At 43.1% G+C, this 26,690-nt stretch carries 21 protein-coding genes; 10 read left to right on the top strand and 11 right to left on the bottom strand.

All coding sequences use genetic code 11. The features are described from left to right. Nucleotides 1-23 precede the first annotated feature (23 nt). From RDK53_RS05130 to dnaA, 4 genes are all read right to left on the bottom strand, one after another. Nucleotides 24-965, bottom strand: coding sequence for an ABC transporter substrate-binding protein (locus RDK53_RS05130; RefSeq protein ID WP_308513587.1), 942 nt, complete (start codon nucleotides 963-965; stop codon nucleotides 24-26). 485 nt (nucleotides 966-1,450) lie between these two features. Beyond that, the gene (locus tag RDK53_RS05125) at nucleotides 1,451-4,066 is read right to left on the bottom strand and encodes a DNA gyrase subunit B (RefSeq protein ID WP_308513586.1); all 2,616 of its coding nucleotides are present in this window, start codon (nucleotides 4,064-4,066) and stop codon (nucleotides 1,451-1,453) included. Between the two features lie 38 nt (nucleotides 4,067-4,104). Then, entirely contained in the window at nucleotides 4,105-5,223 is a 1,119-nt protein-coding gene (dnaN, locus tag RDK53_RS05120) for a DNA polymerase III subunit beta (RefSeq protein WP_308513585.1), read from the bottom strand. 25 nt (nucleotides 5,224-5,248) lie between these two features. Then, nucleotides 5,249-6,628, bottom strand: coding sequence for a chromosomal replication initiator protein DnaA (gene dnaA, locus RDK53_RS05115; RefSeq protein WP_308513584.1), 1,380 nt, complete (start codon nucleotides 6,626-6,628; stop codon nucleotides 5,249-5,251). A gap of 480 nt (nucleotides 6,629-7,108) precedes the next feature. On the opposite strand from dnaA, the gene rpmH reads away from it, so the two are divergent. The 5 genes from rpmH to RDK53_RS05090 all read left to right on the top strand — a co-directional run bounded on the left by rpmH (nucleotide 7,109) and on the right by RDK53_RS05090 (nucleotide 11,099). Continuing rightward, complete coding sequence (gene rpmH / locus RDK53_RS05110) at nucleotides 7,109-7,249, top strand: 50S ribosomal protein L34 (RefSeq protein WP_066594663.1); 141 nt, start codon at nucleotides 7,109-7,111, stop codon at nucleotides 7,247-7,249. Between the two features lie 11 nt (nucleotides 7,250-7,260). Continuing rightward, nucleotides 7,261-7,701: a ribonuclease P protein component gene (locus RDK53_RS05105; RefSeq protein ID WP_308513583.1), complete on the top strand. Its 441-nt coding sequence runs from the start codon at nucleotides 7,261-7,263 to the stop codon at nucleotides 7,699-7,701. Beyond that, nucleotides 7,701-8,012 (top strand): membrane protein insertion efficiency factor YidD, encoded by a 312-nt coding sequence (gene yidD, locus RDK53_RS05100; RefSeq protein ID WP_066594667.1) that lies wholly within the window; start codon nucleotides 7,701-7,703, stop codon nucleotides 8,010-8,012. The genes RDK53_RS05105 and yidD overlap by 1 nt, the downstream gene beginning before the upstream one ends. Further along, a complete protein-coding gene (gene yidC / locus RDK53_RS05095) occupies nucleotides 8,002-9,705 on the top strand; it encodes a membrane protein insertase YidC (protein ID WP_308513582.1) in 1,704 nt (567 codons plus the stop codon). The genes yidD and yidC overlap by 11 nt, the downstream gene beginning before the upstream one ends. Nucleotides 9,706-9,914: 209 nt before the next feature. Beyond that, nucleotides 9,915-11,099: a multidrug effflux MFS transporter gene (locus RDK53_RS05090; RefSeq protein WP_308513581.1), complete on the top strand. Its 1,185-nt coding sequence runs from the start codon at nucleotides 9,915-9,917 to the stop codon at nucleotides 11,097-11,099. A gap of 110 nt (nucleotides 11,100-11,209) precedes the next feature. Here RDK53_RS05090 and RDK53_RS05085 read toward each other — a convergent pair whose 3' ends face one another. The 4 genes from RDK53_RS05085 to RDK53_RS05070 form a co-directional block, all read right to left on the bottom strand. Then, a complete protein-coding gene (locus RDK53_RS05085) occupies nucleotides 11,210-12,889 on the bottom strand; it encodes an aromatic amino acid ammonia-lyase (protein ID WP_308513580.1) in 1,680 nt (559 codons plus the stop codon). 283 nt (nucleotides 12,890-13,172) lie between these two features. Next, complete coding sequence (locus tag RDK53_RS05080; protein ID WP_308513579.1) at nucleotides 13,173-14,825, bottom strand: aromatic amino acid ammonia-lyase; 1,653 nt, start codon at nucleotides 14,823-14,825, stop codon at nucleotides 13,173-13,175. Nucleotides 14,826-14,866: 41 nt separating this feature from the next. Beyond that, complete coding sequence (locus RDK53_RS05075) at nucleotides 14,867-15,217, bottom strand: cytochrome c3 family protein (protein WP_308513578.1); 351 nt, start codon at nucleotides 15,215-15,217, stop codon at nucleotides 14,867-14,869. A 4-nt stretch (nucleotides 15,218-15,221) separates the two neighbouring features. Next, a complete protein-coding gene (locus RDK53_RS05070) occupies nucleotides 15,222-16,742 on the bottom strand; it encodes a flavocytochrome c (RefSeq protein WP_308513577.1) in 1,521 nt (506 codons plus the stop codon). A gap of 131 nt (nucleotides 16,743-16,873) precedes the next feature. On the opposite strand from RDK53_RS05070, the gene RDK53_RS05065 reads away from it, so the two are divergent. Then, nucleotides 16,874-17,449 (top strand): TetR/AcrR family transcriptional regulator, encoded by a 576-nt coding sequence (locus RDK53_RS05065; RefSeq protein ID WP_066594680.1) that lies wholly within the window; start codon nucleotides 16,874-16,876, stop codon nucleotides 17,447-17,449. A gap of 296 nt (nucleotides 17,450-17,745) precedes the next feature. Here the strand turns inward: RDK53_RS05065 and RDK53_RS05060 are convergent, their stop codons facing one another. Then, nucleotides 17,746-18,045 (bottom strand): hypothetical protein, encoded by a 300-nt coding sequence (locus tag RDK53_RS05060; protein ID WP_308513576.1) that lies wholly within the window; start codon nucleotides 18,043-18,045, stop codon nucleotides 17,746-17,748. A 17-nt stretch (nucleotides 18,046-18,062) separates the two neighbouring features. On the opposite strand from RDK53_RS05060, the gene mnmE reads away from it, so the two are divergent. Genes mnmE through rsmG form a run of 3 tightly spaced genes read left to right on the top strand, consistent with a single transcriptional unit; the run spans nucleotide 18,063 to nucleotide 22,046 of the window. Then, nucleotides 18,063-19,442 (top strand): tRNA uridine-5-carboxymethylaminomethyl(34) synthesis GTPase MnmE, encoded by a 1,380-nt coding sequence (gene mnmE / locus RDK53_RS05055; RefSeq protein ID WP_308513575.1) that lies wholly within the window; start codon nucleotides 18,063-18,065, stop codon nucleotides 19,440-19,442. 41 nt (nucleotides 19,443-19,483) lie between these two features. Continuing rightward, nucleotides 19,484-21,409, top strand: coding sequence for a tRNA uridine-5-carboxymethylaminomethyl(34) synthesis enzyme MnmG (gene mnmG / locus RDK53_RS05050; RefSeq protein ID WP_308513574.1), 1,926 nt, complete (start codon nucleotides 19,484-19,486; stop codon nucleotides 21,407-21,409). Further along, nucleotides 21,393-22,046: a 16S rRNA (guanine(527)-N(7))-methyltransferase RsmG gene (gene rsmG / locus RDK53_RS05045; RefSeq protein ID WP_308513573.1), complete on the top strand. Its 654-nt coding sequence runs from the start codon at nucleotides 21,393-21,395 to the stop codon at nucleotides 22,044-22,046. Before mnmG ends, rsmG begins: the two co-directional genes overlap by 17 nt. Before the next feature lie 213 nt (nucleotides 22,047-22,259). Here rsmG and RDK53_RS05040 read toward each other — a convergent pair whose 3' ends face one another. Next, on the bottom strand, nucleotides 22,260-23,453 hold the full coding sequence (locus RDK53_RS05040; RefSeq protein WP_308513572.1) for an MFS transporter: 1,194 nt from the start codon (nucleotides 23,451-23,453) through the stop codon (nucleotides 22,260-22,262). 13 nt (nucleotides 23,454-23,466) lie between these two features. Continuing rightward, nucleotides 23,467-24,972, bottom strand: coding sequence for a sigma-54-dependent Fis family transcriptional regulator (locus tag RDK53_RS05035; protein WP_308513571.1), 1,506 nt, complete (start codon nucleotides 24,970-24,972; stop codon nucleotides 23,467-23,469). Nucleotides 24,973-25,158: 186 nt separating this feature from the next. On the opposite strand from RDK53_RS05035, the gene RDK53_RS05030 reads away from it, so the two are divergent. Continuing rightward, nucleotides 25,159-26,685 carry a flavocytochrome c gene (locus RDK53_RS05030; RefSeq protein ID WP_308513570.1) on the top strand — a complete coding sequence of 509 codons (1,527 nt, stop codon included), beginning with the start codon at nucleotides 25,159-25,161 and terminating at the stop codon, nucleotides 26,683-26,685. Nucleotides 26,686-26,690: the final 5 nt, after the last annotated feature.

Raw genomic sequence — 26,690 nt, 5'->3', positions numbered from 1 at the left:
GTTCTCAATAAAAAAGTAAAACGTTATTCAAAGGCAACGGGAAGAATGAGGTTGGCTGTATCGACATCCTTTCTCATCATGTTGTTTTCTTTCAAAAACTTTTTATTGACCTCGAGATCTTTAATATCTTGAGGCGTCATCGCAGAGAAGTAGTGACTTCTAGAGATTAGCGTCTTTGAATTTTCTACAGAAATGCCGTGCTCTTTAGCTCCCATTTCTGCAGTTTTTTCAGGATTCTTATTCATCCAGTCAAGAGCCTGTTTATAGACTTTGTTTACGCGGGCTACGATATCCGGATGTTCTTTCGCAAATTTTTCTGTTGTTGTCATGACTAATGTCGGCTGCACTAAACCTTCAGCAGAGACGATGGTTGGTGCACCCGCTTTGTTGGCTTTAATTAGTGCACTACTTGCGACCAAAGCAGCATCGGCTTGACCTGCCAGAATTGTACTGAGTGCTTTGGGAATGCCCATACTTACGAACTCAACGTCTTTTTCTGTAAGACCTTCTTTTTCTAAAGCAGCGACTAAAAGCTGATGAAGGAATGTTCCTTTAGGGCCAACAACTTTCTTTCCTTTTAAGTCTTTGATGGAGAGGTTGGTACCAGGCTTAGAGACAAGCGCGAAATTCGAGGTTGGCCTTGCTAAACCTGTCACTACTCGAATCGGCAGTCCTTCCGCATTAATCATCAACAAAGCGGCTGTATTCATGTTTCCGGCAATATCAAGAGCGCCGGCACCCATCGCACGAGCAGCTTCCGGACTAGTTCCCATGTTATGCCAATTGACTTTGATGCCGTCTTTTTCGAATTCTTTCTCTAACAGCTTGTGGTCCTTCAAGACTAAAAGCTGAAGAACAAACGGTGGTTTAACATAACTGATGTTTAGTTCAGAGATAGGTGCCGAGGCAAAAGAAATTGAAGAAAAGAAGAGAGCCGCTGAGGCCGTAAGAACCTTGAACTTCACGAAATTCTCCTTGGAAAATCAACGAGTTTCTGACTCAAAAATGAGAAAAAGAAAAATAAAAGATAATGAGAATTATAATCATTTATTAACACTTTCTTAACATACAAAATAAGAAAATGCTTTTTGAGCCAAAGGTTTTGTTATTTTTTTATTGTAATTGTTTGATTCATATATTTAATTTGAAATTAAAATTCCAATTTTCTTTCAAGAAAATCACCCTATTTTATGAGTCCTATAATTTTGTTACCGAAGAAAAATTCCTTTGTTACAGAAGTACTATGAGACACAATAGTCAAAGGATAATGTAACACTATAGTTTTATTGTTTAAGTATCTGGCCAAGAAGCCTTCGGTTTAGTTACTTCCTATTTTTTACTAGTTAGACGGTTTTAGACGGCCATAGTGAAGGAGAGGATTTGTTGGGAGGCAAGTAATCAAAGAAAAAGCCCGACGGCTTGCATCGGGCTTATAAAGGAAATATACAGACTAGGTATCAATATTTCCGGCAAGAAGAGCATTGTCTTCAATAAACTTTCTTCTCGGTTCCACTTCATCGCCCATCAGCTTGGTAAATGTCTGATCGGCAAGAATTGCATCGGAGATTTCTACTTTAAGAAGTTTTCTGTGGCCCGGCATTAAAGTCGTTTCTGCCAGCTCTTCTTTGTTCATTTCACCGAGGCCTTTGAATCGGGACATACCTTTCAAATTAGAACGCCCTTCTTCTAAGACTTTAGTCAAGGCTTGGCTGAAGTTCTGGACTGGTTGAATATTGTCTTTATTGCCTTTTTTGCTGACAACGCAGGCACCTGGCTTCAGCAAAGTGCCGAAGACCTTACCGGCTTCTTCGAGCTTTCTGAAGTCGTCTGTGGAAACAAAGGACGGAAGAATCTTGGTTTCAATTATCTTATTGAAGCTCTTTCTCTGAATAAGAATGTAAGGTGTTCCTTCAGAGTCTTTCTGAACGGAAATCGAGACAGCCGGATCAAAAACTCTCTGTCTTAAAGCTTGCACGGATTCATTGACTTTTTCATCATCGGAAAACTCAACGGAGGCACCGGCAGCGATGGCTTCCAAAGCAGTCGGATCAATAAATCTGGAGAAGTGACTGATGACGGTCTGGGCTTCGCTGTACTCCAAGAAGAGTTTCTTCAGCTCTTCTCCTTCGATAGGCTGATTAGCTGCTCTGGCCTCTTCAGAAACATAGAGAACGGAGTTCTTGATACCAAGATTGACCAAGAATGTATTCAGCTGAACATCGTCTTGCAGATAGATCTTGATATCCCTGCCTTTGTCTTTCTTGGTAACAACGCCGTTGTCGCCGTCCTCGCCGTTTCCGTCCTCGTCGGCTCCCTTAGGAATTTCAACGCCGCTCAGTTTGCTTGGAGGCAATGTAACTTTGTAAAGAGGAGGCTGTGCAATGAAAATATGTCCCTGCTCAATAAGTTGCGGAACTTGTCTGTAGAACAACGTTAAAAGAAGCGTTCTAATGTGGGCACCGTCAACGTCCGCATCGGTCATGATAATGACGCGGTTGTAGCGAAGGTTGTTGATGTTGAAATCTTCTCCGATACCGGTTCCTAAAGCAGTAATTAGCGTTGTAATCTGTTCGCTGCTGAGAAGCTTCTCTAAACGGGCTTTCTCAACGTTCAAGACTTTGCCTCGAAGCGGGAGAATAGCCTGGAATCTTCTGTCTCGTCCTTGTTTGGCGGAGCCTCCGGCGGAGTCTCCCTCCACCAGGAATACCTCGCAGAGAGCACGGTCTCGTTCGGAGCAGTCTGCTAACTTACCCGGGAGACCCGCAGTATTGAGGAGACCTTTTCGACGAGTGTTTTCTCTGGCTTTTCTTGCAGCATCGCGGGCGCGTCCGGCGTCAATAATCTTCTGACAGATAATCTTGGCGTCTTTCGGATTTTCTTGAAGGAAGCTTTCTAAACCGGCTCTGACGATTTGTTCAACCGCTGGTCTAGCCTCTGAAGAAACAAGCTTATCTTTTGTCTGAGAGCTGAACTTCGGCTCAGGCATCTTGACGGACAATACACAAGTCAGACCTTCACGAGTGTCTTCACCGGACAGCTCGATCTTGTCTTTCTCTTTCTTGTTCGGATTCATCTCGTTGATGTAGTTCTTTAAAACGCTTGTCATCGCGCTTCTCAAACCATTAACGTGAGTACCGCCGTCTTTCTGAGGAATGTTGTTGGTGTAAGCCAAGAAATTCTCAGAATAGCTGTCTGTCCACTGCATGGAGACTTCTACATTAATCACTTCACCCGGATTGATCTCGATGGACTTGTTGATGTAGAAGATGTTGTCATGAATCTTGGTCTTACCTTGGTTGATAAATTCAACAAAGCCTTGAACACCGCCGGCATATTGGAAAATTTCATCTTTTCCTGTTCTCATATCAGCAAGATGAATCTTCACGCCGTTATTTAAGAAAGAAAGCTCTCTTAGACGGGTAGAAAGTGTTTCATAAGAGAATTCAACTTTTCCGAATATCTCTGCGTCCGGTAAGAAGCAGACTTCCGTTCCTCTTCTTTCGGTTTCTCCGGAAGTGTGCATCGGAGAAACTTCAACTTCTCCGTTAGCTGTTTGAACTTTTTCAATCAAGCGGTCTTGAAGAACGCCTCTCTTAAAGTCCAAATAACGTTCTTTCCCTTCTCTGCGGACAATTAGGCGAAGCCAGGTGGACAGTGCGTTTACGCAGGAGACGCCGACACCGTGAAGACCGCCGGAAACTTTGTAGCTGTTTTGGTTAAACTTACCCCCGGCATGTAGCTCGGTCAAAGCAATTTCCGCAGCGCTTCTCTTCGGTTCATGCTTGTCATCGAGTTTTACATCCGTAGGAATGCCGCGCCCGTTGTCAACGACAGAAATAGAATTGTCAGAATTAATTGTCACGTTGACGGAATCAGCAAAACCTGCCAAGGCCTCGTCAATAGAGTTGTCCACAACCTCGAAGACTAAGTGGTGCAGACCGGTACCATCCGAAGTATCTCCAATGTACATACCCGGTCTTTTTCTGACCGCTTCTAAGCCCTCTAAAACCTGAATGGAATCACTTCCATAGGCCTCAGCTGAGTTTGTTTGTTCTACGTCGCTCATTACTACTTTACCTACTTACTGAATTTATTTTTGCTGCATTAGATCCTGACGGGCATGACGACAAACTTGAAGTTTTCGCTGTCAGGAACGCGAACCAACCCTGAGCTGAGAGGTCCGCTTAAAGAGAATCTGATCTTTTCTGTCTTGACTACTGCCAACATATCAAGGAGATAGGAAATATTGAAGATAATTTCCATTGGCTCGCCTTTGTAGTCGATTTCAATTTCGTCGATGGCTTCTTCCATATCGGCATTAGTGGTAGCAAGGACCAGACGATTTTCGGAGAGAGTCCAGCGGACATTTCTAACCTTGTCCATAGAAAGAATTGCCACTCTCTGCAATGTCTTAATCAACTGTTCTCTGTCAACCATGAATTCTTTATCGTTCTTAGTCGGGATAACACGTTCGTAATCCGGATATTTACCTTCAATTAGTTTGGAAAGAATATCAATATTGGCAAAATGAACTTTAATCTGTTTTTCGGAAATGCTGATTTTGAGCATTTCTTCTGTATCAGGAATCAAACGGAGAAGCTCTCTTGCTGTTTTCTTCGGAAGAATAGCTTCGCATTTTCCAGCAAACGGCTCATCCAATTCGTTTTGGAACAAAGAGAGTCTGTGACCGTCTGTACCAACTGTTCGTACGATATTGTTTTCAGCAGAAACATAGACGCCGTTTAAGAAATAGCGGACATTGTTGACTGCGGCGGCAAACTGAACCATAGCCAGCATGTTTTTAAACTTCATGCATGGCATAGAGAAGGAATACTGGAATTCCATCTGCTCTTTCATAATCGGATACTGATCAGCATCGATAGTCTGCAGATCAAATTTGGTTCTTCCGGATTTGATAATGACGTGATTATCAGAGTAGAAGATGGAGACTTCTGCGTCATCGGCGATAGTAGAGAGAATGCCGCAGAGTTTGGCTGCAGAAACGGTAGTGGCAAAATCTTCATCGCCAACTCCGATGGCTGCATCGGACGTTACTTCAATCTGTTCATCGGAACCGGTGAAGGTGACTTTCTGTCCTGTTTTGCGAATCAAAATATTTGCCAGGATTGGAATGGTATTTTTCTTCTCTACTGCTCCGCTGACTGCCATAATCGGTTTGGCGACTTCAGCTTTAAAACCCTTGATAATCAAATTGTCTGCCATTTCTAATTTCCTTTAATAGTATTTTTTACGCCCAGTTCTTCAAGGACTGCTCAATGAGATGGAGAGTATGGTTCAGCTCCGGATCAGCAGCTCTTTCTTTAGATATTTTCCTCACGGCATTCAATACCGTAGTGTGGTCTCTGCCTCCGAAGGAACTACCAATATCCATAAGAGATTTTTGAGTCAATTCCTTGGCTAAGTACATAGCAATCATTCTGGGTTTGACAATGCTCGCCTTTCTGGAGGATGAATACATATCAGCAATCTTGATGTTGAAATGCTGAGCCGTTTCTTTTTGAATGTTTTCCAGAGAGATCGGACCGGTAGATGTCATACCGCGAAGAGCACGTGTAGCAAGTTCAACAGTGATTGGAGCGTTGTAAACCTTTGCATTCATGATGACGGTATTAAGCGCGCCTTCGAGTTCTCGAATGTTGGTATTCATTCGTCTGGCAATGTAATAAGCCACATCTTCAGGAAGTTCCAATCCTTGCTGTTTTGCCTTTTCAAACAAGATGGCCGCTCTCAGTTCGAATTCAGCAGGCTCAATACCGACGGATAATCCTTTTGTCAGTCTTGAAATCAGTCGATCATCAAAGTCGGAAAGCTGACGTGCATATGTATCGCAAGTCATAATGATCTGCTTATTGTTAGGCAGAAGACTTTCGAAAATGCCGAATAAGTGATTCTGGGTACCGCCTTTCTTAGCTAACAGCTGCACATCGTCCATCAGCAGAACGTCTAAAGTTCTGTAGGTTTCATCGAACTTCTTAATCTTTGCATCGGAAAAAGTACCTCCACTGGAAAGATCAACGACCTCTCTGACGAAAACGTCAGCAGAAACACAGCGAATCTTTGCCTTCGGATTGTTTTCTAAAATCCTGCGTCCGATTGCATGCATTAGATGAGTTTTGCCTAAGCCGACTCCGCCGTAAATGAAAAATGGATTGAATTGAGTACCCGGCTGGGAGCTCACAATTTCAGCACTGCTTCTGGCAACTTCGTTAGCTTTACCTGTAACGAATGTCTCAAAGGTTAGTCCGCGGTGAAGTCCGCACTGTTCTGCCAGCTGGTCGATCGAAATTTCAGGCTTAACCTCCTCACCCGGTGGATCGAACAAAGGAAGTTCGATTTCTGTCGGAATGATCGGATTGACAGTTTGGGCAACCAAAAATTTTATGGTTATAGGTTGTCCCGCAACTTGAGAAGCAAGAGACTGGAGACGGTCTGCCCAGTTTTTTCTCAAATACTGAAGATGAGGCTGAGAGGGTACAGTCAGAGTGAGCTTACCTTCCGCTTCTTCAGGGGACTGGTGATAATCAATCTTCTTAAACCAGGTCGCATAAATGTCAGACGAGACATTTCCCCGAAGCTCTGTTAAAACTTTTTCCCAAATATTCTTCATTTACAAAGGGTTATAAAAGAAAATAAATAATCCGGATCAGAATAAAGACAATCCCGGACAATCCGACATTTTACCTTTATTTGAACGCTTCTTCTTGTACTTAAAGAGGTAGTCCTCGCGGATTGTCAGGAAAATTTATTGCTGTAGCGCAACAGGAATCTGCCTTGAGACAAGCCGAGAAAAAATCGTAAGAAATTTTGAGTGCAGAAGACTCGTATTTACAGGCCTACCCATATGTTTTTACCCAGCGCTCTAAGCTCATTTATGAAGCGCAATTGCTAGAGGGGGAATTTAGATATTTTGATTTTAAATTCAATAGTATTTTGTTGTAACAATTTCTTTTAAGGAGAAATTTGACACCGACTACCCAATTGGAGCTTATAATACTGAACTTTTATTTTACGACACCTGTCTCTTATGCACAGGTAATTGATTTTTGAGTTTAACGCAACTAAGCAAACTCATTTAAAGGATTTTGAGATGGCAACAAAACGTACATACCAACCTTCTAAAGTTAAACGTGCTCGTACACACGGCTTCTTGGTTCGCAGCAGAACACGTCACGGCCGCAAGGTTTTAGCTGCACGCCGTCGTAAAGGACGTCACGTTTTAGCTCTCTAATTTTGCTGGAGATGACGAAGCTGAAAGATTCGTCGCTAGGGCCTGAGAAAAGGATAAAAAGTTCCTCAGAATTTTTAAGAATTCTACAGGCTAGATTTCCTGAAGCCACAAAGTGCTACTCTGAGTGGTTTGAGGCGAAAGCCCTATTTAAATCCGAGCATGCTCGGGTTAGGTACGGCTTTACTGTAGGAAAAAAATTTGCTGTTCGCTCAGTAGATAGGAATCTTGTTAAGAGACTGTTGAGAGAGTCGGCCAGAAGTAATTCAGCTGCTTTTGAGGCGTTGGCTGAAGAGAAAAAGGTCGGCTTGGACATCAACTTGAGATTGAAGAAAAAATACGTTTTTCCGGCTCAATCTTTGAAGTCTCTTAAACAAGAAATTCGTGCTGATGCAGATCTTTTAATGAAGAACCTGTACGACAAAGTGACTCAGTGTTGCAAAGGCGGGTCGTAATGCTTAAGACCATCCTTATTGCCGCAGTGAAGTCCTACAGGTTCCTTTTCTCACCCTGGGTTGGGCATAACTGTAAGTTTCTGCCTACCTGTTCTCAATACTCACTGACAGCTCTGGAAAAATATGGAGCAATCAAAGGTACTTATCTGACGGTCTGCCGTTTGCTTCGGTGTAGTCCTTTTACTAAGGGCGGCATTGATGAAGTGCCCGAAAAATTTAAATGGAATTGCTGGTGTAACGATTGCACATCCGGCAAAAATAATCCCTCGTTCTTGCAATCAACTATAGAGCAATCCAATCATGGGAAGTGACATTCAAAGAGCCCTCTTATGGATTTTATTCGGCTTGTCTGCGTTCATGCTTTATGACCGTTGGCAGGTCTATAACGGACATCCATCATTAATTGGAGCGGACACTGAACAGACTGCTCCAGCTAATACTGCCTCTAATGCTTCTGTAACTCCGCCGACTGCAACCGGTTCCGGCGTGGTCCCTCAGGAAGCAGCTCCAGCTGTTAAGAAAGCAGATCTGATTACCGTCGAGACAGATTTAGTGAAGTTGTCTATCGATCCTAACGGGGCCGTTATTGCTGGTTCTCAACTCTTAAAAGAAAAGCAGCAGGTACCTTGGACTGATGTCGGCTTGGTCGGAATGATTCTTGGCAATAAGCCTGAACCGGCCAAAGATGTCGAGCTCTTTACTGATAAGGGCAAAAAGATTTATGTTGCCCAGACAGGGTTGATTGGCGGTGCCTTCCCTACTCACAAGACAGAGTTCAAATTAGTTCCCGGTCCTTTGAAGTTGGAAGATGGTAAGAACACTCTTGAAGTTAAATTCGAAGGTGAAGCAGGCGGAGTAAAAGTTGTTAAGACCTATACTTTCGAGCGCAACCACTATGGCATCAAGGTTTCTCATCAAGTATTCAATAATACCGGTCATGAAATCAAACCTTCCGTTTATTACCAGTTGACTAGAGACGGTGATAAACCTGAAGGTGAAAGCACTATGGTCAATGCTTACACCGGTACAGCTGTTTACACGGAAAAAGAAAAATTCCAGAAAGTTTCCTTTGGTGACATAGCTGACGGCGACAGAGATTACCAAGTTAACGCTGACAACGGTTGGATTGGAATTATTCAGCACTACTTCGTTTCCGCTTGGGTTCCGACTCAAGGTGTAAACAGAGAGAACTACACGCGTAAGTTGGCTGATAACCTCTACTCTATCGGTTCTATTGCTGAAATGAATGCAATTGCTCCGGGAGCAAATGCAACTGCCGAAGCAGTTCTTTATTCCGGTCCGCAGGATCAGGAACGTTTGGAACAAATCGCTCCGGGACTTTCCTTGGTTGTCGACTATGGATGGCTTACATTCCTAGCCAAGCCGATCTACTGGCTCCTTTCCTTCCTCCACTCTATCGTTGGAAACTGGGGCTGGGATATCGTACTCTTGACATGTATCGTTAAAGCAATTCTTTACCCGCTTTCTTTGGCAGGCTACCGTTCTATGGCCAAGATGAAAGATCTTGCTCCAAGAATGAAAGCTTTGAAAGAAAAATATGGAGACGACAAACAACGCCTTAACATGGCCATGATGGAAATGTATAAGACCGAGAAGATCAATCCGGTCGGCGGATGTCTTCCTATTCTTCTTCAATTGCCGGTTTTCTTGGCCTTGTACTGGGTACTTTTGGCTTCCGTTGAGTTAAGAGACGCTCCTTGGATTCTTTGGGTAACAGACTTAGCTGCTCCGGATCCATGGTTCATTCTTCCTGTTCTGATGATCATTTCTATGGTTATTCAGTTCAAACTTAACCCGACTCCTCCGGATCCAATGCAAGCAAAAATGATGGCCTTCATGCCGTTCATCTTCGGTGCAATGTTCATCTTCTTTGCTTCCGGTTTGGTTCTTTACTGGCTTGTCAACAACATTCTCTCTATTGTTCAGCAATATGCGGTAAACAAGCAGATTGAAAGAGACAGGCTAAAAAGGCAATCAAACTAGCCATTAAATAAAAACCTATTCCCGCTCCAAGAGCGGGAATATTTTGGTTCTGATGATTTACCCCTCTTTTACGAGGGGTTTGCTTTTTTTATTTGCTCACAAAACTCATTGAAAATCAAGTATTTTTTCTTTCGCATATTGAGTTCGCGCACTCGTATCTTTCTTGGTTCAACCTTTAGAATGTCGTCAGTTTAAAAATTAAATTACTGATGAATACCGCCTATCTTGTTTTTGTTTTAGGAATGCTTTCGGCCTTTGGGCCATTTGTCATCGATATGTATTTACCGGCACTGCCGGAGATGACACAAGTATTTGATTGTTCCACAGCTTCTGTTCAGCTTGGCCTTACCTTTTGTATGGTCGGTTTAGCCGTTGGCCAGCTCTTTTTAGGACCTATGAGCGATAAGTACGGCCGCAAGCCTGTGCTCTACCTTTCTCTGTTGCTATACATTGCCGCTACGCTACTTTGCTGTCTTTCTGAAGGTATTGAATTCTTTACTTTTGCTAGATTCCTCCAGGGTCTTGGAGGTTCGGGTGCTATCGTCTACTCCCGCTCGTGTCCGACCGATCTTTACTCCGGTAGACAATTAGCCAAAATGATCGCGATTGTTGGCGCGGTTAACGGTATCGCACCGGTCGCAGCACCTGTCATTGGCGGTTTTTGCGCAAAATTCATAGGATGGAGAGGAATTTTTTATGTCTTGCTCGGAATCGGCATTGTCATTACCGCAATGGTGATCCCTGTTAAAGAAACGCTGCCAAAATCAAAAAGAATTCAAGGTTCACTCCTCACTTCTTTTAAAGGTTTTCTCTCGGTGTATGAGGCCCCCGGCTTCGGGATTTATAGCACCGTATTCGGTCTCTCAATGGCAGCTCTTTTTGCTTATATTTCCTCTACTCCTTTTATCCTTCAGGACTTTTTCGGTGTATCTCAACTGACTTTTTCGCTTATCTTCGCGCTCAACGCCGTAGGAATTGCCATTGGAGCGATGCTTGCACTAAAAGTCTCTACTACACAAAAGGCAAGTTTTATCGGAAGCCTTATCGGTTTTCTTTGTGCTGCCGCCGGCCTCTGTATCTGCTACTTCTACCAAGATATATACATCTATGAGGCTTCTGTCTTTTTAATGCTCTTTTTCTGCGGTTTTATTTTTACGGGAGCGACAGCTACTGCGATGAATGCCGGACGTAAATACGCAGGAGCTGCTTCTGCCGTGATCGGTGCTGTGGGATTTATTTTCGGAGGACTTGTTTCTCCGATTGTGAGCTGGGGAACTATCCTTTTCACGAGCTTCATCATCTGCACTATTGCTTTGGGATTAAGCACATTGCTTCTGCTTGTAGGCGGTGAAAAAAAACACGGTGTGCCTGTTTCAACAGCTAAAACGCAATAAAAGCCGAGTTCATGTGCTTTGTTTGAACACGGCCTTTTGAGCATCTTATAAAAACGAAAGCCGAGATCCTAAGAGGATCTCAGCCTTCGTTTCCCAAGGAGAAAAACTAATTATTCAACCTTAACTGCAACAGTTTCCGGATCAAGATTCTTTAAGAATTCGACAGAGTTATTGACGTCATCTGTAAAGATTCTGTCTTCGCTGACAAAAGGTACAACCTTGCGGTATTGAGTCAAGAGTTTTTGTGTACCTTCACCTAACTTATAACCTTGCTCTTTCTGACGCATTTCAGCACCTTGCAAGTGATGCATCAATTCAAAAGCAAAGATTTCGTAGCCGACGTTTGTCATCTGGCGAAGTCTATCGGCAGTTTGAGCAACGTTATTGAACGTATCGTCGATATAAATGGAAGTCGGAAGTCCGTAGATAGTGACGTTGTTTGTTAAGCCCATGGCTTCGGCATAAAGACCGGAGACAGCCTGAGCAACGTTAGCAAAACAATCTCCGCCTACGTTTTCTTTAGCAACCAAGTACTTCTTCATCTTGGTTCTCTTATCATCAACGATTTGAACCATACGCCATGCGGAGTTATGCAAAACGTGAGCCATGGCTTTGGTCAAAGCTTCAACTTCAAGAGCCATTTGAGTGTAGTCGAAGTTAGCAACGGAGTTGATGTAGCGGCCTTTGTCATCGATGGCAAGAAGTTTTACAGCAGGAAGCTGGCTGTACCAAAGATCGTTTCTGCCGTTAATAGCAATAGCTGGGTTGGTGGAGCTGTGGTTCAAAGATGTGTTGACAATGTCTTTGAGGTTATCCAAGGCGCGTTCGGCAGCAGCTAGTGTCCATTGTGCACTTCTGAAAGAGAGCGGATCCTGAAGCTCGCGCTTGTCGTTTACGTCCCAAAGGTAGGAGCCTTTGAGCTGGGCAAGAATACTTTCCGAGACTTCATGGGCTTTCGGCCAACCTTTGGTTTCAATTGAGTGCCAAAGGAATGGAGAGACGTTTCCGTTCAAAGCATCTAAGCCGGCAGCTACGATTGCTGGGGACATCTTCAAAAGATGTTCTGCTCTCTTTAAAGAGTCAATCACAATGGCTTCGGAGACGTTGCCGTTGGACAAAATGGCAATACCGTCAAGACCGAACGGTTCGTATTTTTTCATGCCGATAATCTTATGAACTTCTTTTGAAGGCATGCGCTGACCATTGTAAATTACGTCCCACTCTTCCTGAAGAGCCAACCCGATGTGTGTAGGCCAGTTCAAGTCATTGACACCTTGAGAGCCGCGGCTGGGAATAAGCGGATAGACATCATTGTTGATGTAATTCATGTATGCATTCGCGGCCTCTTTTGTCATACCGGTGATGCCGGAAGCCATCTGGTTCAAGCGAATGATCATGCTCATTTTTACCAGACGGTTATCAAGCCATGGTTTGAGACCGGCAGCTTGAATTCTCATCTGACGTTCATTGAATTTAATAGAAGCAGAACGGTTCGGTTCTTTTTCTACGTCGCCGGTAACGACTTTCTGGTGTTTTAAGTCCCCGAAGTTAACAGAAACGCCATAAACGGAAATGCCGTTCTTTGTTGCATCCAGAATGGCCTGGTAGGACTTGTTGATGCGATCCCAGCCTTCCGGCGAAATTGTGACTTTCTCTCCGGGTTTTGACATTTCCCATAGAGTGTCAACGGTAAGGTCATTACCGGTTAGGACGTGCGTTGCGGCCCAGGTAGGAAAAGCAACAAGAACGCCTAAAGCTAAAAAGGACATTTTTAAGGTGCGCAGCTTCATTAGTTTCTCCATTGAAGATGAATATTGAGGTGGTTCGTAAAAGTTAGAGCTGATCAGTGAGGCGGAGAGCTCCAGGGAAGGCTCGAACCTTAGCCTTCAAATTTAATAAATATACCGTCCAGACGGTTTAGCAATAAAGTTAAAAAAAACTAAATTCCCACAATTTCAAATTTAGAGCTTAAAAGGCGTTCTGTTGTTTTCTTGATTCGGGAGGAACTGGCCTATCTATTTGATAGGGAGTTTTTTGAACTTGTTCTCTGTCCTCCCGATTCTATTTATTAATCTAGTTGGCGCCGAAGGATTTCAGGAATTGGACGCCGTTGTTTACATCGGGTGTAAAGACTCGGTCTTTATCGACAAAAGGAACGGCTTTACGATAGGACTGAAGGAATGCTCCGGTGCCCTCTCCCATCTTCTTGCCTTCTTCTTTTCTCATGTCCATGGCTTGAGCGTTGTGAAGCATCTCGTAAGAGTAGATATCGTAGCCTACGTCGACGGCTTTGGAGAGACGATCAGCAGTGAGATTGACGTTAGAGAATGTCTCTTCAATTCCGATTGATGTTGGTACACCGTATCCCAGGACACTATTAGTTAAACCCATGGCTTCCGCATAGAGGCCGGACATTGATTGAGCGATATTGGCAAAGCCGTCGCCGCCTTTATTCTGATTAGCAACCAAATAGGTTGGCAGTCCAGTTCTATGGTTGTCGACTAACTGAGTAGTTCTCCAAGCTGAAGTATGCATAACCTGAACCAATGCTTTAGTTAACGATTCAAGCTGGAGAGCAAGCTGAGTGTTGTCAAAATTAGCGCAGGAATTTACAAACACGTTGGGTTTCCCGGCTCTCATTTCATCAAGAACTTCAGCCTTGCTGTACCAAAGATCATTTTTTGCTTCGGTGTTGACGATTGGGTTATCGGTTGTATGATTGATTGCCGAATTCAGAAGATCCTTAGCCTGACGCAGTTCTTCCTGAGCAGCTGCGAGAATGTAGCCGGCGGATCTAAAGCTCAAAGGATCCTGAAGATAACGCTTGCTGTCTTTCTGCCAGAGATAAGATCCTTTAAGGTTAGCTAGAACGGCTTCGGCTGCTTCATGTCCTTGAGGCCAGCCTTTGGTTTCGACGGTATGCCAAAGGTACGGAGAAACGTTGCCGTTTAAAGCTTCCAAGCTTGTAGCAATCATGACCGGGCTAAGTTTGACCAGATAGTGTTCAGCTTTTTTAACGGATGCAACAGATTGGGCTTCTGCCACATTACTGTTGGAGAGAATGGAAATACCGTCCATACCGAAAGGATGGTAATCGGCTAACTTAAGTTCTTTGCGAACCTGTGCAGCCGGAACTCTCTTGCCCTTGTAGTTAACGTCCCATTCGCCCATCAGAGCTAAGCCGATATGGGTTGCCATGCTCAGGTCATTAGCGCCTTCCGATCCTCTTGAAGGAATAAGAGGATTGACGTCATTGTTAATGTATTCCATGTAAGCTTTTGCGGCCGCTTCGCTCATGCCGGTAAAACCTGCTGCCATTTGATTGACACGGATAACCATTGCCATTTTAGAGACGCGGTCATCGAAAAATGGTTCCATTCCAGCAGCCTGGATTCTCATCTGACGTTCATTAAACTTAATAGACGCAGAGCGATTTGGTTCGTCCTCGACAGTGGCTCCGGCTACTTTTTTCTCTTTAAGAGCGCCATAGTTGACTGTTAAACCGTAGATGTCTCTTCCGTCTGTTGCGGCATCAATCGGAGCTTTATAGGAGGCTTTAATACGTTTCCAGCCGTCTTCAGAAACCGATACAGTCTCTCCCGGTTTAGAAATTTCCCAAAGTTCATCGACGGTCAATGTTTTTCCGTCAAGAACATGCATAGCTGCAAATGCAGGAGCTGTAAGCATAAAACCGAATGCTAATGGAAGAAGATGCTTGAAATTCATGATGTTCTCCTTGGTTCAATCTAGTTGTGTATTCAAGTTGTTTAGCGGAAATTTTGCCATTCGACCTTGTGACAATTGCTGCAAAGGTCTTTACTCTGTTTATGCTCTGAGTGGCATACAGAGCACTCTACGGTATCCCCATAGTGTGCAGACTGATGAGGCTTTTTACCCTGGGGATTGTCCTTTGTTTGGATGTTTTCCATCGGACCGTGGCACGCAATGCATTGTGTGCTCGCCGGCTTTGTGAACGATTCTTGGCTGCCGTGACATGTAGCGCATTGCATCTGTGCAGCCATTTTGTGCTTCATGGGCATTCCGGCTAAGTTCTCGGCAAATGCAGCGTTCATTCCCATACAAGCGAAAACAGTAAGTGCAAAAAGAATTTTTCTCATTTTTTTACTCCTTTGCTCCGACGAGCGCGGCAGCATTTTTTCCGGCTTCAAGGCCAAAGACTAAACAATCTACTGAAGAGCAGCCTCCGAGGCGATCCATCCCATGAACGCCGCCTGTAACTTCGCCTGCAGCATACAAACCGGGAATCGGTTTTAATGTTTCAACGGAAATGACCTCGGCTTTCGGCGTAATTGCAATACCGCCCATGCAGTAATGAAGTTTCGGTGTGAGTCTCATTGAGTAGAACGGAGCTTCAAGCTTCTGTTTCACATCCAGAGGCTTTTCAAACGGATCTTTTCTCTTGCCGGCAACAATTTCGTTGTACTCTGCAATTTGCTGTTTTAATGCAGCCAGAGGGATTCCGTAGTCTTTTGCCAAGTCTTCAACAGTGGCGTGTCTAAAGACGCAGCCGTCACGGTAAGCAGCCTTAAATCCTTCGGCATGCTCAGTGGTCTTCTCAGAGCAGAATGCGATCGGATAATTGATTTTGTCTTTTTCGCTTTCACCTAAAACCTTGAGTTCGGCTTCAGCTCTGGTTCTGCGGTCGGCAAGCTCGTTCATGTAACGGCGGCCGGTTTTCGGATTAATAGAAATGCCTTCGGCAAATGCATAATCGGCAAAGAAGCTTCCCGGACCGGCACCCTTTTCATCAGGAGAAGCCCATGGGCCGAGCTGATACATGTCAAGCATTGTTGGAAGTGCTCCGGCTTTTAATAAACCTCGCAGCATCTCAGCGGTAGCACCCGGCTGAGAAGTACATTCCAAAAGTGCATAGGCGGGCATTGTTGTCTTAATAAAGTCATTGTCCTGGCCCCATCCCCCTGTACATACGACAACAGCACTGCGTGTGCCGATACGGGCAGTTTTGGCGGACGTTCCGTCGTTCCAGTTGTAGCCGACATTGCACTGTACGCCTTTAACCTTACCATCTGAAAGTACAAGTTCGGTTACCTGAGTTCGATTTTGGAATTTAACGCCGTGTGCTTTGAGCCATTTATGAATTGGAATTACGATGCCGCCGCCGGAAGCAGCTTCCGGGACCAAGGCGCGAGGAGCGCTGTGACCGCCTAAACGAATAACTTTATCTTTAAGCTGAACCCCGCATTCATCGAGCATGGCACAAACACCGGGAGCGTCAGATGCAAACTTACGAGCTAATTCCGGATGGTTAAAGCCTCTTCCTGCTTTATACATATCTGCCATCATCATTTCGACAGAGTCCTTAATTCCTTTTGATTTTTGTTTAGGACTCAACGGCAGAGACATAAGGCCTCCGCAAAGGCAGGAATTACCGCCGAAAGCTTCCATCTTTTCAAGAATTAAGATGTCTTTTAATCCGGCTTTTACTGCTGAGTAAGCGGTGGCCAATCCGGCAAATCCGCTGCCGACAATAACGATGTCATGGATCTCATCAAAACCATTTACTTCAGCTGCGTTAGAGGGACCGGAGAAAGCAGCGGCTAAACCGCCTGCAACGAACCCTTGAAGCAAACTGCGCCTTTTCACTAAATTTGAGTTATTCATGTTTTCTCCTTACTATACCGTCTGGACGGTTAATATATTAGGACGCAAAAAGATTGTTTGAAATTGGTAATTACACTTAGGTTAAAATTCAAATACTTAGTTGAGAAGCATTATTAGAATGGGTTTTAAGAATGAATCAAAAAAATGAGAAAACCGCTAAGAGGAGTGCGGCTGAAACAAAAAAAATAATTCTTGCTGCAGCCAGAAAAATTGCCGTTAAAGACGGCGTAGCACAGCTTACTATTGAGGCCGTAGCCAAACAGGCCGGAGTCAGCAAAGGCGGTGTGCTCTATCACTATCCGAGCAAGAAAAAACTGATTATGGCCTTAATGGATCAATATGTGGCCCACTTAAATCAGGAATTAGAAACGGCTCTTGAGAAAAACCAAGACAAGCCATATGCTCTTGTCCATGCTTTCATAGATTGGTTTAAGAGAAGAGATGGTATTGCGCCTGAAAATCGAGACTGGGGCGCCGCGATTTTTACAGTTCAGTCTTTTGATATGTCTTTGATGGAGCCGCTGCATCAGTGGTATCGAAATCTTTTCCAAAAAATCCGTGAATCTGTGGAAGATAACGCTAAAACCACATTGGGAGTGATCGCTCTAGAGGGCTTTTTTATGCTCTCTCTATACAACTTAGACTATTCCACTCCGGAAGAAAGAGAAAAAGTGCTAGGACTAATTAAAGAATTATTGCGTCAGTAAAGCGCATTTGTTAGATGCCGTTTTTGAAGTCAGTATAGGAGCTGAAAAACCAGACGTTTACTTGAGAAGGACGTTTCAAAAAATACCTTGAAAGAGTGGAACGCTTATTTGAGAAATTTGCGGCACATTAATTTGATAAATGACAGCGTGTGTAGGCTCTTCTTAGTTTCTGCCTGGAAACGTAGAGAGCCTTTAAATAAGGATCATTTCTCAGAAGTCAGGCTCAGAATTGACAAATGTTAATTTCGGAAGCTGAGAATTAAGACAGAGAACTCTACAGAGCATCGAGAAAGGAATTATCTTTGTTTACGTTTAGAGAAATAGACCAATAAAAGAAGAGGCCAAAGCCAAGTACTGATAACCCATAAAAAGAAGAATCTTGACGTGGTCTTTTCGGGTGCCTTTTTGCTGACGTAACCAATCGCAAACGCACCTGCAACCACCCATGCGAGGATTAAAATATAAACTGTTGATCTTGCTTGATAAGTATCACCGAATATAGAACCAAAAAAGGCTGCGACAGGAATGGCCAACAAAACAGCGGTTGCGCCACCTATTAAGTTAGAGCCTATTTGGTTATTTTGTTTTAGAGACATAGCTAGCCCGAAAATTTATGAATGATAATTTTAACGACCCTATCGTAGCTTTGGCTACCGGGACAGGTAATTCAGGAATAGGAATCATCCGCCTTTCCGGTAAAGACGAGATAATCCAAGAAATAGCAAAATTAGTTTTGCCTAAGTTCAAGCCTGAAAATAGAAAGGCTCAGTTGCTCTCTTTTGTTGATCAAAATCAAGAACAAGTCGACAAAGTCATCACTCTCTATTTCAAGGCGCCAAATTCATACACAGGGGAAACAGTCCTTGAAGTCCAGTCTCATGGTGGACAAGTTCTTCTTACGTGGATTCTTGAGATTCTTTTAGAAGTTGGCAAGAAGTATTCGTTGAGATTGGCAGAGCCAGGAGAATTTACTGAGAGAGCGTTTTTGAACGGGAAAATGGATTTAGTCCAAGCCGAAGCTGTTGCTGATTTGATTGATGCCAGCTCGAGAAATGCTGTGCGTGCGGCCTCCCTCTCCTTAAAAGGCGAATTTTCTAAATATGTTCATGAAGTCTCGGAATTGCTTATTCGTCTTCGTATTGAAGTTGAAGCAATTCTCGATTTTCCTGAAGAGGAAATCGATTTTATTACTGAGTACAACTGCAAAGAAAGACTTGAAGAAATTATCCGAGATATCAAACAAACCTTAGAAATTGCACAGCAAGGAGAAACTCTTCGAGATGGTTTTAAAGTTGCTCTAGTTGGTCAGACAAATGCCGGCAAATCCAGTATTTTGAACCGACTGGCCGGAGATGAAATTGCCATTGTGTCCGATGTTGCCGGAACAACTAGAGATAAAATTCAAACTTTGATACATCTGAATGGCATTCCTTTCCATATCACCGACACCGCTGGTATTAGAGAAACCTCCGACAAAGTAGAAAAAATCGGTATAGAAAGAGCTAAAAATGAGATTTCTAAGTCCGACATAGTTGTCAGAGTCCTTGATGGAGGCGATCCGGAAAAATCAAAGAATGATGAAAAGATTCTAAGTTTGGTTAAACAATTAACTCACGAAGACATTCCAATACTCACAGTCTTGAATAAGTCTGACCTTCTTTCTGAGGATAGTGTTTCACGTGAAACAGAAATTAAAACGTCTGCTCTGACAGGAGAAGGAATTAATGATCTAAGAAATGCGTTGTTAAAGGCTGCGGGTTGGAAACCTAAAGAATCTGTCTTTATTGCTCGGAAACGTCACCTAGACAGTTTGAATTCTGCCTTAGCTCATCTTGAACTGGCGCAAGAGCTAATTTCTTATAACGACATGAAATTGGAACTGTTTGCGGAGGAGTTGAGATTAGCGAACGATGATTTGGGAAGTATCGTCGGAAAGACAACAAGTGATGATCTTTTAGGGCTTATCTTTAAAGGTTTTTGTATTGGTAAATAAACTTGTTTCACGTGAAACAACATACTAGGAAAGAATAAAAAATGGAGTTTTATCCGAAAAGCTACGATGTAGTTGTTGTAGGCGGAGGAAATGCAGGTATTGAAGCTGCTGCTGCAAGTGCAAGAATGGGGGCAAAAACTCTTCTTATCACGCATAATTTCGATACTTTAGGTCAACAGTCCTGCAATCCGTCTATCGGTGGAATTGGTAAAAGTCATTTGGTAAGAGAATTGGATGCTTTAGATGGAGTTATGGCTAAAGTCACTGATCTCTCAGGTATTCAGTTCAGGCTGTTGAATGCTTCAAAAGGTGCAGCAGTACGGGCAACTCGTGCCCAGATAGATAGAACGCTATATAAGAATCATATGAGAAAGATTGTGGAAAATATTCCAAATCTTTCACTTATGGAAGCCGCTGTAGACAATGTAATTGTTGAAAATGGAAAAGCTATCGGCGTTATTCTTGATTCACAGATTGCAATCCGCTGCAGAGCCGTCGTTCTGTCAGCCGGAACTTTCTTGAACGGAAAGATATTTGTTGGTTTGTCAGCATATGCTGGCGGCAGAGTCGGGGATCCTTCTGCAATTGCTTTAGGAAATGATTTAATGAGTTTGGGTCTTCCTAAGGGCAGACTTAAAACCGGAACCCCGGCACGTTTGGATGGAAGAACAATCGATTTTTCTAAGTGCACTATTCAATATGGAGATTCTGAACCGACACCGGTATTTTCGTTTTTAGGTTCGGCAGATCAACATCCTGAACAGATTCCCTGTTGGATTACAAATACCAACACAACTACTCATGACATTATTCGAAACGGTTTAGATCGTTCACCGCTCTACACCGGAATCATTGAAGGTATCGGACCCAGATACTGCCCTTCTATTGAAGATAAAATCCATCGTTTTGCCTCCAAAGATTCTCATCATGTATTTTTGGAGCCGGAAGGTTTAAATACTCATGTTTATTATCCGAACGGTATTTCAACCAGTCTTCCTTTTGATGTTCAAATCAAATTTATTCACTCTATTCCGGGACTGGAAAATGTAGAAATTTTGAGACCGGGATACGCTATTGAATATGACTACTATGATCCTCGTTCTCTGAAATCTACTTTAGAAAGTAAAGATATTGAAGGATTATTTATGGCCGGTCAGGTAAACGGCACAACCGGATATGAAGAGGCTGCCGCTCAGGGTATTTTTGCCGGCATCAATGCAGTTCTTTATACACGTGACCAAGAGCCGTTCCATCTAAGACGTGATCAAGCTTATCTAGGAGTGATGGTCGATGATTTGATTACAAAAGGTGTTAATGAGCCTTATAGAATGTTCACTTCTCGAGCTGAATATCGCCTCAGTCTAAGGGAAGATAACGCTGACCAAAGGCTTACGGAAATCGGTTATAAGCTTGGTGTGGTTGGACAAGAAAGATGGGAAGCTTTCTCTAGAAAGATGGATATTCTTCAGAAGGAAGAAGAGAAATTAAAGTCTACTTGGGTCAATCCCGGTGTTATAGAGCCGAATATTGAGAAGGAAATTCTCGGTAAGGAGTTGGTAAAAGAAAGCTTGTTGTATTCCTTATTGAAGCGGCCGGAAATGAATTATTCAAAGCTGACTCAACTTGTCGATAAGGAAGGAAATCCGCTTTTGAAAGATCCGATTCAAGACAAGGAACTTTCTTCTCTTTTGGAAACTCAAGTTAAATATTCCGGATATATTGATCGCCAGCAAGCCGAGGTTCAGAACAATCTGAATAAGATGGAAATCGTTATTCCAAATGATTTCAACTACGACGATGTTAAGGGTTTGTCTTTTGAGATTTGTCAGAAACTTAAAAATGTCAGACCGGAAACTATCGGACAAGCGTTAGCAATTTCCGGGGTGACCCCGGCGGCTATCTCTATTTTGTTGGTCTACTTAAAACGCTACGAGCTGCAGAAAGGTAAAAATGTCAAAGGATCTTAGATCGCTGCTTGAATCAGGATTGTCAGATTTAGGTTTGACGTTTGATGAAGTACAGGTAAAAAAGTTGCTTCAATATTCAGATTTGATTTTGAAGTGGAACAAAACTTATAACTTGACGGCAATCAAGACAAGTGAGGAGGTGATCGTCAAACACCTTCTAGATTCTCTGTCCGTTTGCAAAATTCTTCAAAAATTAGCTGAAAAAGGCAATAAAAAGGTCTTGGATGTCGGATGCGGTGCAGGGCTGCCAAGCCTGCCCTGCTCTATGTTCTCGCCGGATCTGAGCTTTACTTTGGTGGATTCTGTTGGCAAAAAGATTATGTTTGTGACCCAAGTATGCACACTTTTAGGTTTAAAACACGTCTTTCCGAAGCACGAACGTATAGAAGATGAACCCCGGAGTAATAAGTTTTCAGTTATCACATCGCGTGCTTTCACTTCCTTAGAAAATTTTGTTGAGCTCACCAGAGATCTTTTGGAAGAAGATGGAAAATGGTTGGCCTTGAAAGCAAAATTGGAAAAGAGTGAAATTGCTGCAATTCCTGAAGACGTAGAAATTGAAGAAGTCGTAGATTTGAAAGTTCCTTTCCTAAACGAGACACGATGCATTGTAATTCTCAAAAAGAAAAGGCCTTGATTAAATCAGATTTGAGTTAAACAGTATTTATAGAGGAAAGGTTTATGCCGATCCTCTTTCTTTTTGTCCGTCCAGAGAGAGGGTCGTCTCTCTATAGACCAAATCGCGAATCCTTCCTATAGGAGCTGATGGCATTAAAAACAGCCTCCGAGTTCTGACAGCTTATCTTTTTACTGGATTGAAGTATCAAAAATATTCGATGGCTCCTAAAAACTACTTCTGTTTTGAAGAATCATCGGTCGGAGCAAAGAGGTAGGTCGAAATAAATCCTGTCGCGAGGATGAAAACAGCCGAGATAATAATGGACGATATTGAGAAATTAGAAAGAAAATAAGGAAAGAAAAAAGCACTGAGCCCGGAAATAAAACGCGTTACACAAGTAAGAATGCCAATGGCCTGCTCTCTTATTTTTACATCGAATATTTCGTTCGGATACACATAATCTAGAGTTGTCTGGAGCCCGTATGAAGCTGCATAACCAATAAATGCAAAGACGATAATCCATAAAGACACAGAGTCGGCCCAAAGGAGCGGTATAAGACAAAGCGCCATGAGAGCGAAGGTTATTAAGGCTAAAAATTTTCTGGTGAACTTATCGATAATCAAGTAAGAGCAAGAACTTCCGATGAAGAAAAAAATATAAGTAACGCCCAATTGGAAAAAACTTCCGCTTCCTGAAAAACCTAAAGCTTCCATGATAGAAGGACCGAAAAGAAGTATGACGGTCACAGGAATGCATTGACAAGTCCAGAACACACAAAGAAAGCCTAGGTTCAACAAAGATTCTTTAGACCAATGTTCACTTATTGGAGAGGAAAAGTCGTCTCTAGAGCCTTTTTCAGAGGTTTTAGACGTATTGCTGAAATAAGGAAGCCTTGTTAAAAGGACAACCAACGGAATTAAGGCCGGTGCAGCTAAAAGAATTTCCGGCGAAACCGAGAACAAACTAGCAAGCCAGAAAACTAAAATGGCAAAAATTGCGCCCCAATACCAGCTAGACATTAATAGTGTAAGTCCTTTAGCTTTAAAGGTTGTATGGCATTGGCTGGAGAAAAAGACTTGAGAGATTGGGTAGTCGCTGCCGATAAAGAATCCGAACAAGAAGCGAGCAGCCAGCAGATAGAGAAAGCTATCAAAGAAAATTTGAGAAAGAAGCAGAATAAAGACGCCCAAAGGGCTCAAAAAATAAATGTTTTCGGTTTTGAGTTTTTTGCTGCCGGCACTAACCAGAAAAGATCCTGCCATTACTCCGAAAAGGTAACTGGTTCCATAGGCACCTGCGGTCCAAGCGCTTAAATTAAATTGAGGTGCTAAAGAAAGAAGCAGAAATCCGCCGGAAACGGTAAAAAAAGCATCCAAGAAAGGAGTTCCGCTGGCGCCTAAACAAAGAAGATACTGATTCCGCATCGAGACCTCGTCATCAGTAATGGATATTGAGTTTTTTTAGTTTGCTTCTTAATGTATTCGGATGCATTTTTGCAATTTCAGCGGCTCCCCCTGGCCCCGAAATTTTGCCTTTTACGTGATGAAGCAAAGATAAAAAATACTGTCGGACAGTATCTTCATAAGAAGTTGAGGCGCACCCATTATTTCCTTCCTTTGCACGAATTGCAGAAGAATTGAATAAAACTTGCTTAAGTTCAATTTGTGAACTCTGACTGGATAACACTGCTCGTTCTAATGAGTTTTCTAATTCACGGACATTCCCGGGCCAAGCGTAATTGCGAAGGAATTCAATAGAATGCGAAGAAAGTACAGGCTTGATTTTTAATCCGTATTTATCTTTAAGTTTTCCTAAAAACAGCTCTGAAAGAAGCACGGCATCCTCTCCTCTTTCACGAAGCGGTGGTATTGAGATTGGATAAACGTTTAAACGAAACCAAAGATCTTCTCTGAAAGTTCCGTCTTTTACCATCTGCTGAAGATTGCGGTGAGTCGCGGCAACAACACGCACATTAACTTGAATTTCTTTAGTGCCCCCTACTCGGATGATTGTTTTTTGCTGTAAGGTTCTAAGTAAGCGTACTTGCGCACTAGGCGTTAGTTCACCTATTTCATCAAGGAATAAAGTACCGCTATCTGCTTGCTCAAAGAATCCTTTTCTTGTTTGCTTTGCATCAGTGAACGCGCCTTTTTCATAGCCGAATAGTTCTGAGTCAAGAAGATTGTCGGAGATGGCGCCGCAATTAATTTTGACTAGAGGTCCATTGGAGCGGGACGACATAGAGTGAATTAAATCTGCGATTACTTCTTTGCCCGTTCCCGTCTCTCCAAGTACTAAAACGGTGGCCTCTGTGGGTGCAATCTTTTCTATTTGTTCGGCAATGCTCGAAAGTGAAGGAGAATGCTTTAAGAAATTAACGATAGGCTTTCTTTTTTCTATTTCCAGACTCTCTAGCAGCTTGGATTTCTCCTTTCCTAACTGGTTATTTTCTTTAAGAAGAAAGGTGTTCAGCGCATTGCATGTGACTAAAGCCAAAGGATCATGAAGACGTTGGAGAAGTTCGGCTTGTTTTTCGCAGAAGTGATGACCGAATTGGCTGTAGAAGCAAACCACACCTAAATGTTTTTCGTCTTTAAAAAGGTCTAGCATCAAGAAAGACTTAACCTCCGGGATGGCCTGAGATAAGACGTATTGAGTGAAAGGATCATCCGTAATTTCTTGGATACACAGAACTGCGCCTCTTTCTTTTTTTAACTTTTGGAAGAAATAGCTTGGGACTTTGATTGGAGCCGGAAGCGGTTGAATGCCGGCCCTACTAATATGTCCTAGAAAAGAGACGGCTTGCTTGGATCTATCGAAAAAATTAATGAAAACGCCGTCAGCATCAAGTTTCTGATTCAGAACAGTAAAAAGCCGAAAAAGAGATTTTTCCAGACTGAGGCTGGAACAGAGGACTTCAACCAAATGAGATATGTCTTCCATGGTTCTCACTAAATATCGTAATTCACGAAATATCGTAAAAAAATTATACGAAATTTCGTGAATTATTCTGATTAGGATTTCTATCTATCCTGGGAAATATAAATAAAACAATCGGTTAACAGCAATAGATACAATTGGCATAGAGCTTGCAATAAATAATTCAAACCCAATAATCAAGGAGCAAAAATGCAAGCTTTGGAGTCTTCACGAAGAAATTTTATCAAGGCCGGTTTGGCTGCTATCGGTGCTTTAAGTGCCGGAGGAGTCACCGCTCAAGGAAAAGTTAACCATAAATTTGACAAGATTGTTGACGTAATCGTTGTCGGTAGTGGATTTGCAGGATTAGCTGCCGCTCTCGAAGCAGCAGAAAAAGGAGCATCTGTTCTTCTTCTAGAGAAGATGCCGGTTTTTGGGGGTAACTCAGCAATTAACGGCGGTGCTTTCGCCGTGGCCGGTTCTCCTCTTCAAGAGAAAGAAGGCATCAAAGATTCTCCTGAACTAATGCTTCAGGACATGATTAAGTCAGGACGTGGTTTAAGTCATGTGGATTTATTAAAGAACATTGTTTACGGAACACGGCCTGCTTTTGATTTCACGGTTAAATACGGCGTGAAATACAAACCGTTTGTTCAACATTTTGGCGGGCACAGTGTCCCGAGAATTATGCAGACTGTTGAAAGTACAGGCGGCGGTATCACACGTCCGTTAGTCGAAGCAGCCCGTAAACAAGGTGTGGATCTTCACACTAGTGCAGCAATGGAAGACTTTATTCGAGATGAAAACGGTCGGGTAATTGGTTTAGTTGTGAGAGAAAAATTTAATTTTCCGCAAAAAGATTCAGGTCTGGTTCTGAACTATGGTGCAAGAAAAGGGATAGTGATTGCGTCCGGCGGTTTTTCTCAAAATGTTCAGTTTAGAAAGGCTATCGACCCGTCATTAGATGAAAAACTCGAGTCAACTAACCATCCCGGGGCAACCGGAGAATGTCTGATGGCTATGCTTGCATTGGGAGCCATGCCTATCCAGCTAGATCAGATTCAGCTTGGCCCATGGTCTAGTCCCGATGAAAGAGGTTTCGGTCTTGTTTCTCAGTTCAATACTATTGCAGGTTTTCCAAAAGGCATTATGGTTGATCGCCGGACCGGACGTCGGTTTGTTGATGAACTGGCCGATCGCAAGGCTAGATCCGATGCAATCTTGAGTCAAATTGATGAAAACGGAAAGCCTGTGTATCCGATTTGTTTTGTAGATAGTGAAGGCGTCAAATTAGCTCAAACTTTAAAGAACGGATTGAAGTACGGCGTAATTAAGAAATTTGATTCGTTGGAAGAGCTGGCTAAAGCGTATGACATCCCTGCGGATAACTTGATTAAGCAGGTAAATGAATTTAATGAGTATGTTCGAAATGACAAAGATGAGCAGTTCAATCGTCCGTTAGCGCTAGCTGTTGAGATTGCCAAGGCACCTTTCTACGCCGCTCGAGTATGGCCGAAGGTTCATTACTGCATGGGAGGTGTAGCAATCAACAATAAGGCGCAGGTCCTTAGCGTCAGAGATCTTAAACCGATTCCCGGACTTTATGCAGCCGGGGAAGTCACAGGAGGGACACACGGAGCTTCTCGTTTAGGTGGCTGTGCTATTGCTGACGGCCTGGTCACGGGCAGAACCGCAGGTGCACAAGTTGCTGCCGAACCTTCACAGAATCTCAGCTAATCCAA

The organism is uncultured Turicimonas sp. (assembly GCF_902477955.1).
Lineage (GTDB): Bacteria > Pseudomonadota > Gammaproteobacteria > Burkholderiales > Burkholderiaceae_F > Turicimonas.
The sequence above is the reverse complement of the archived record's forward strand: the minus strand, read 5'-3'. Positions and strand labels throughout refer to the sequence as shown.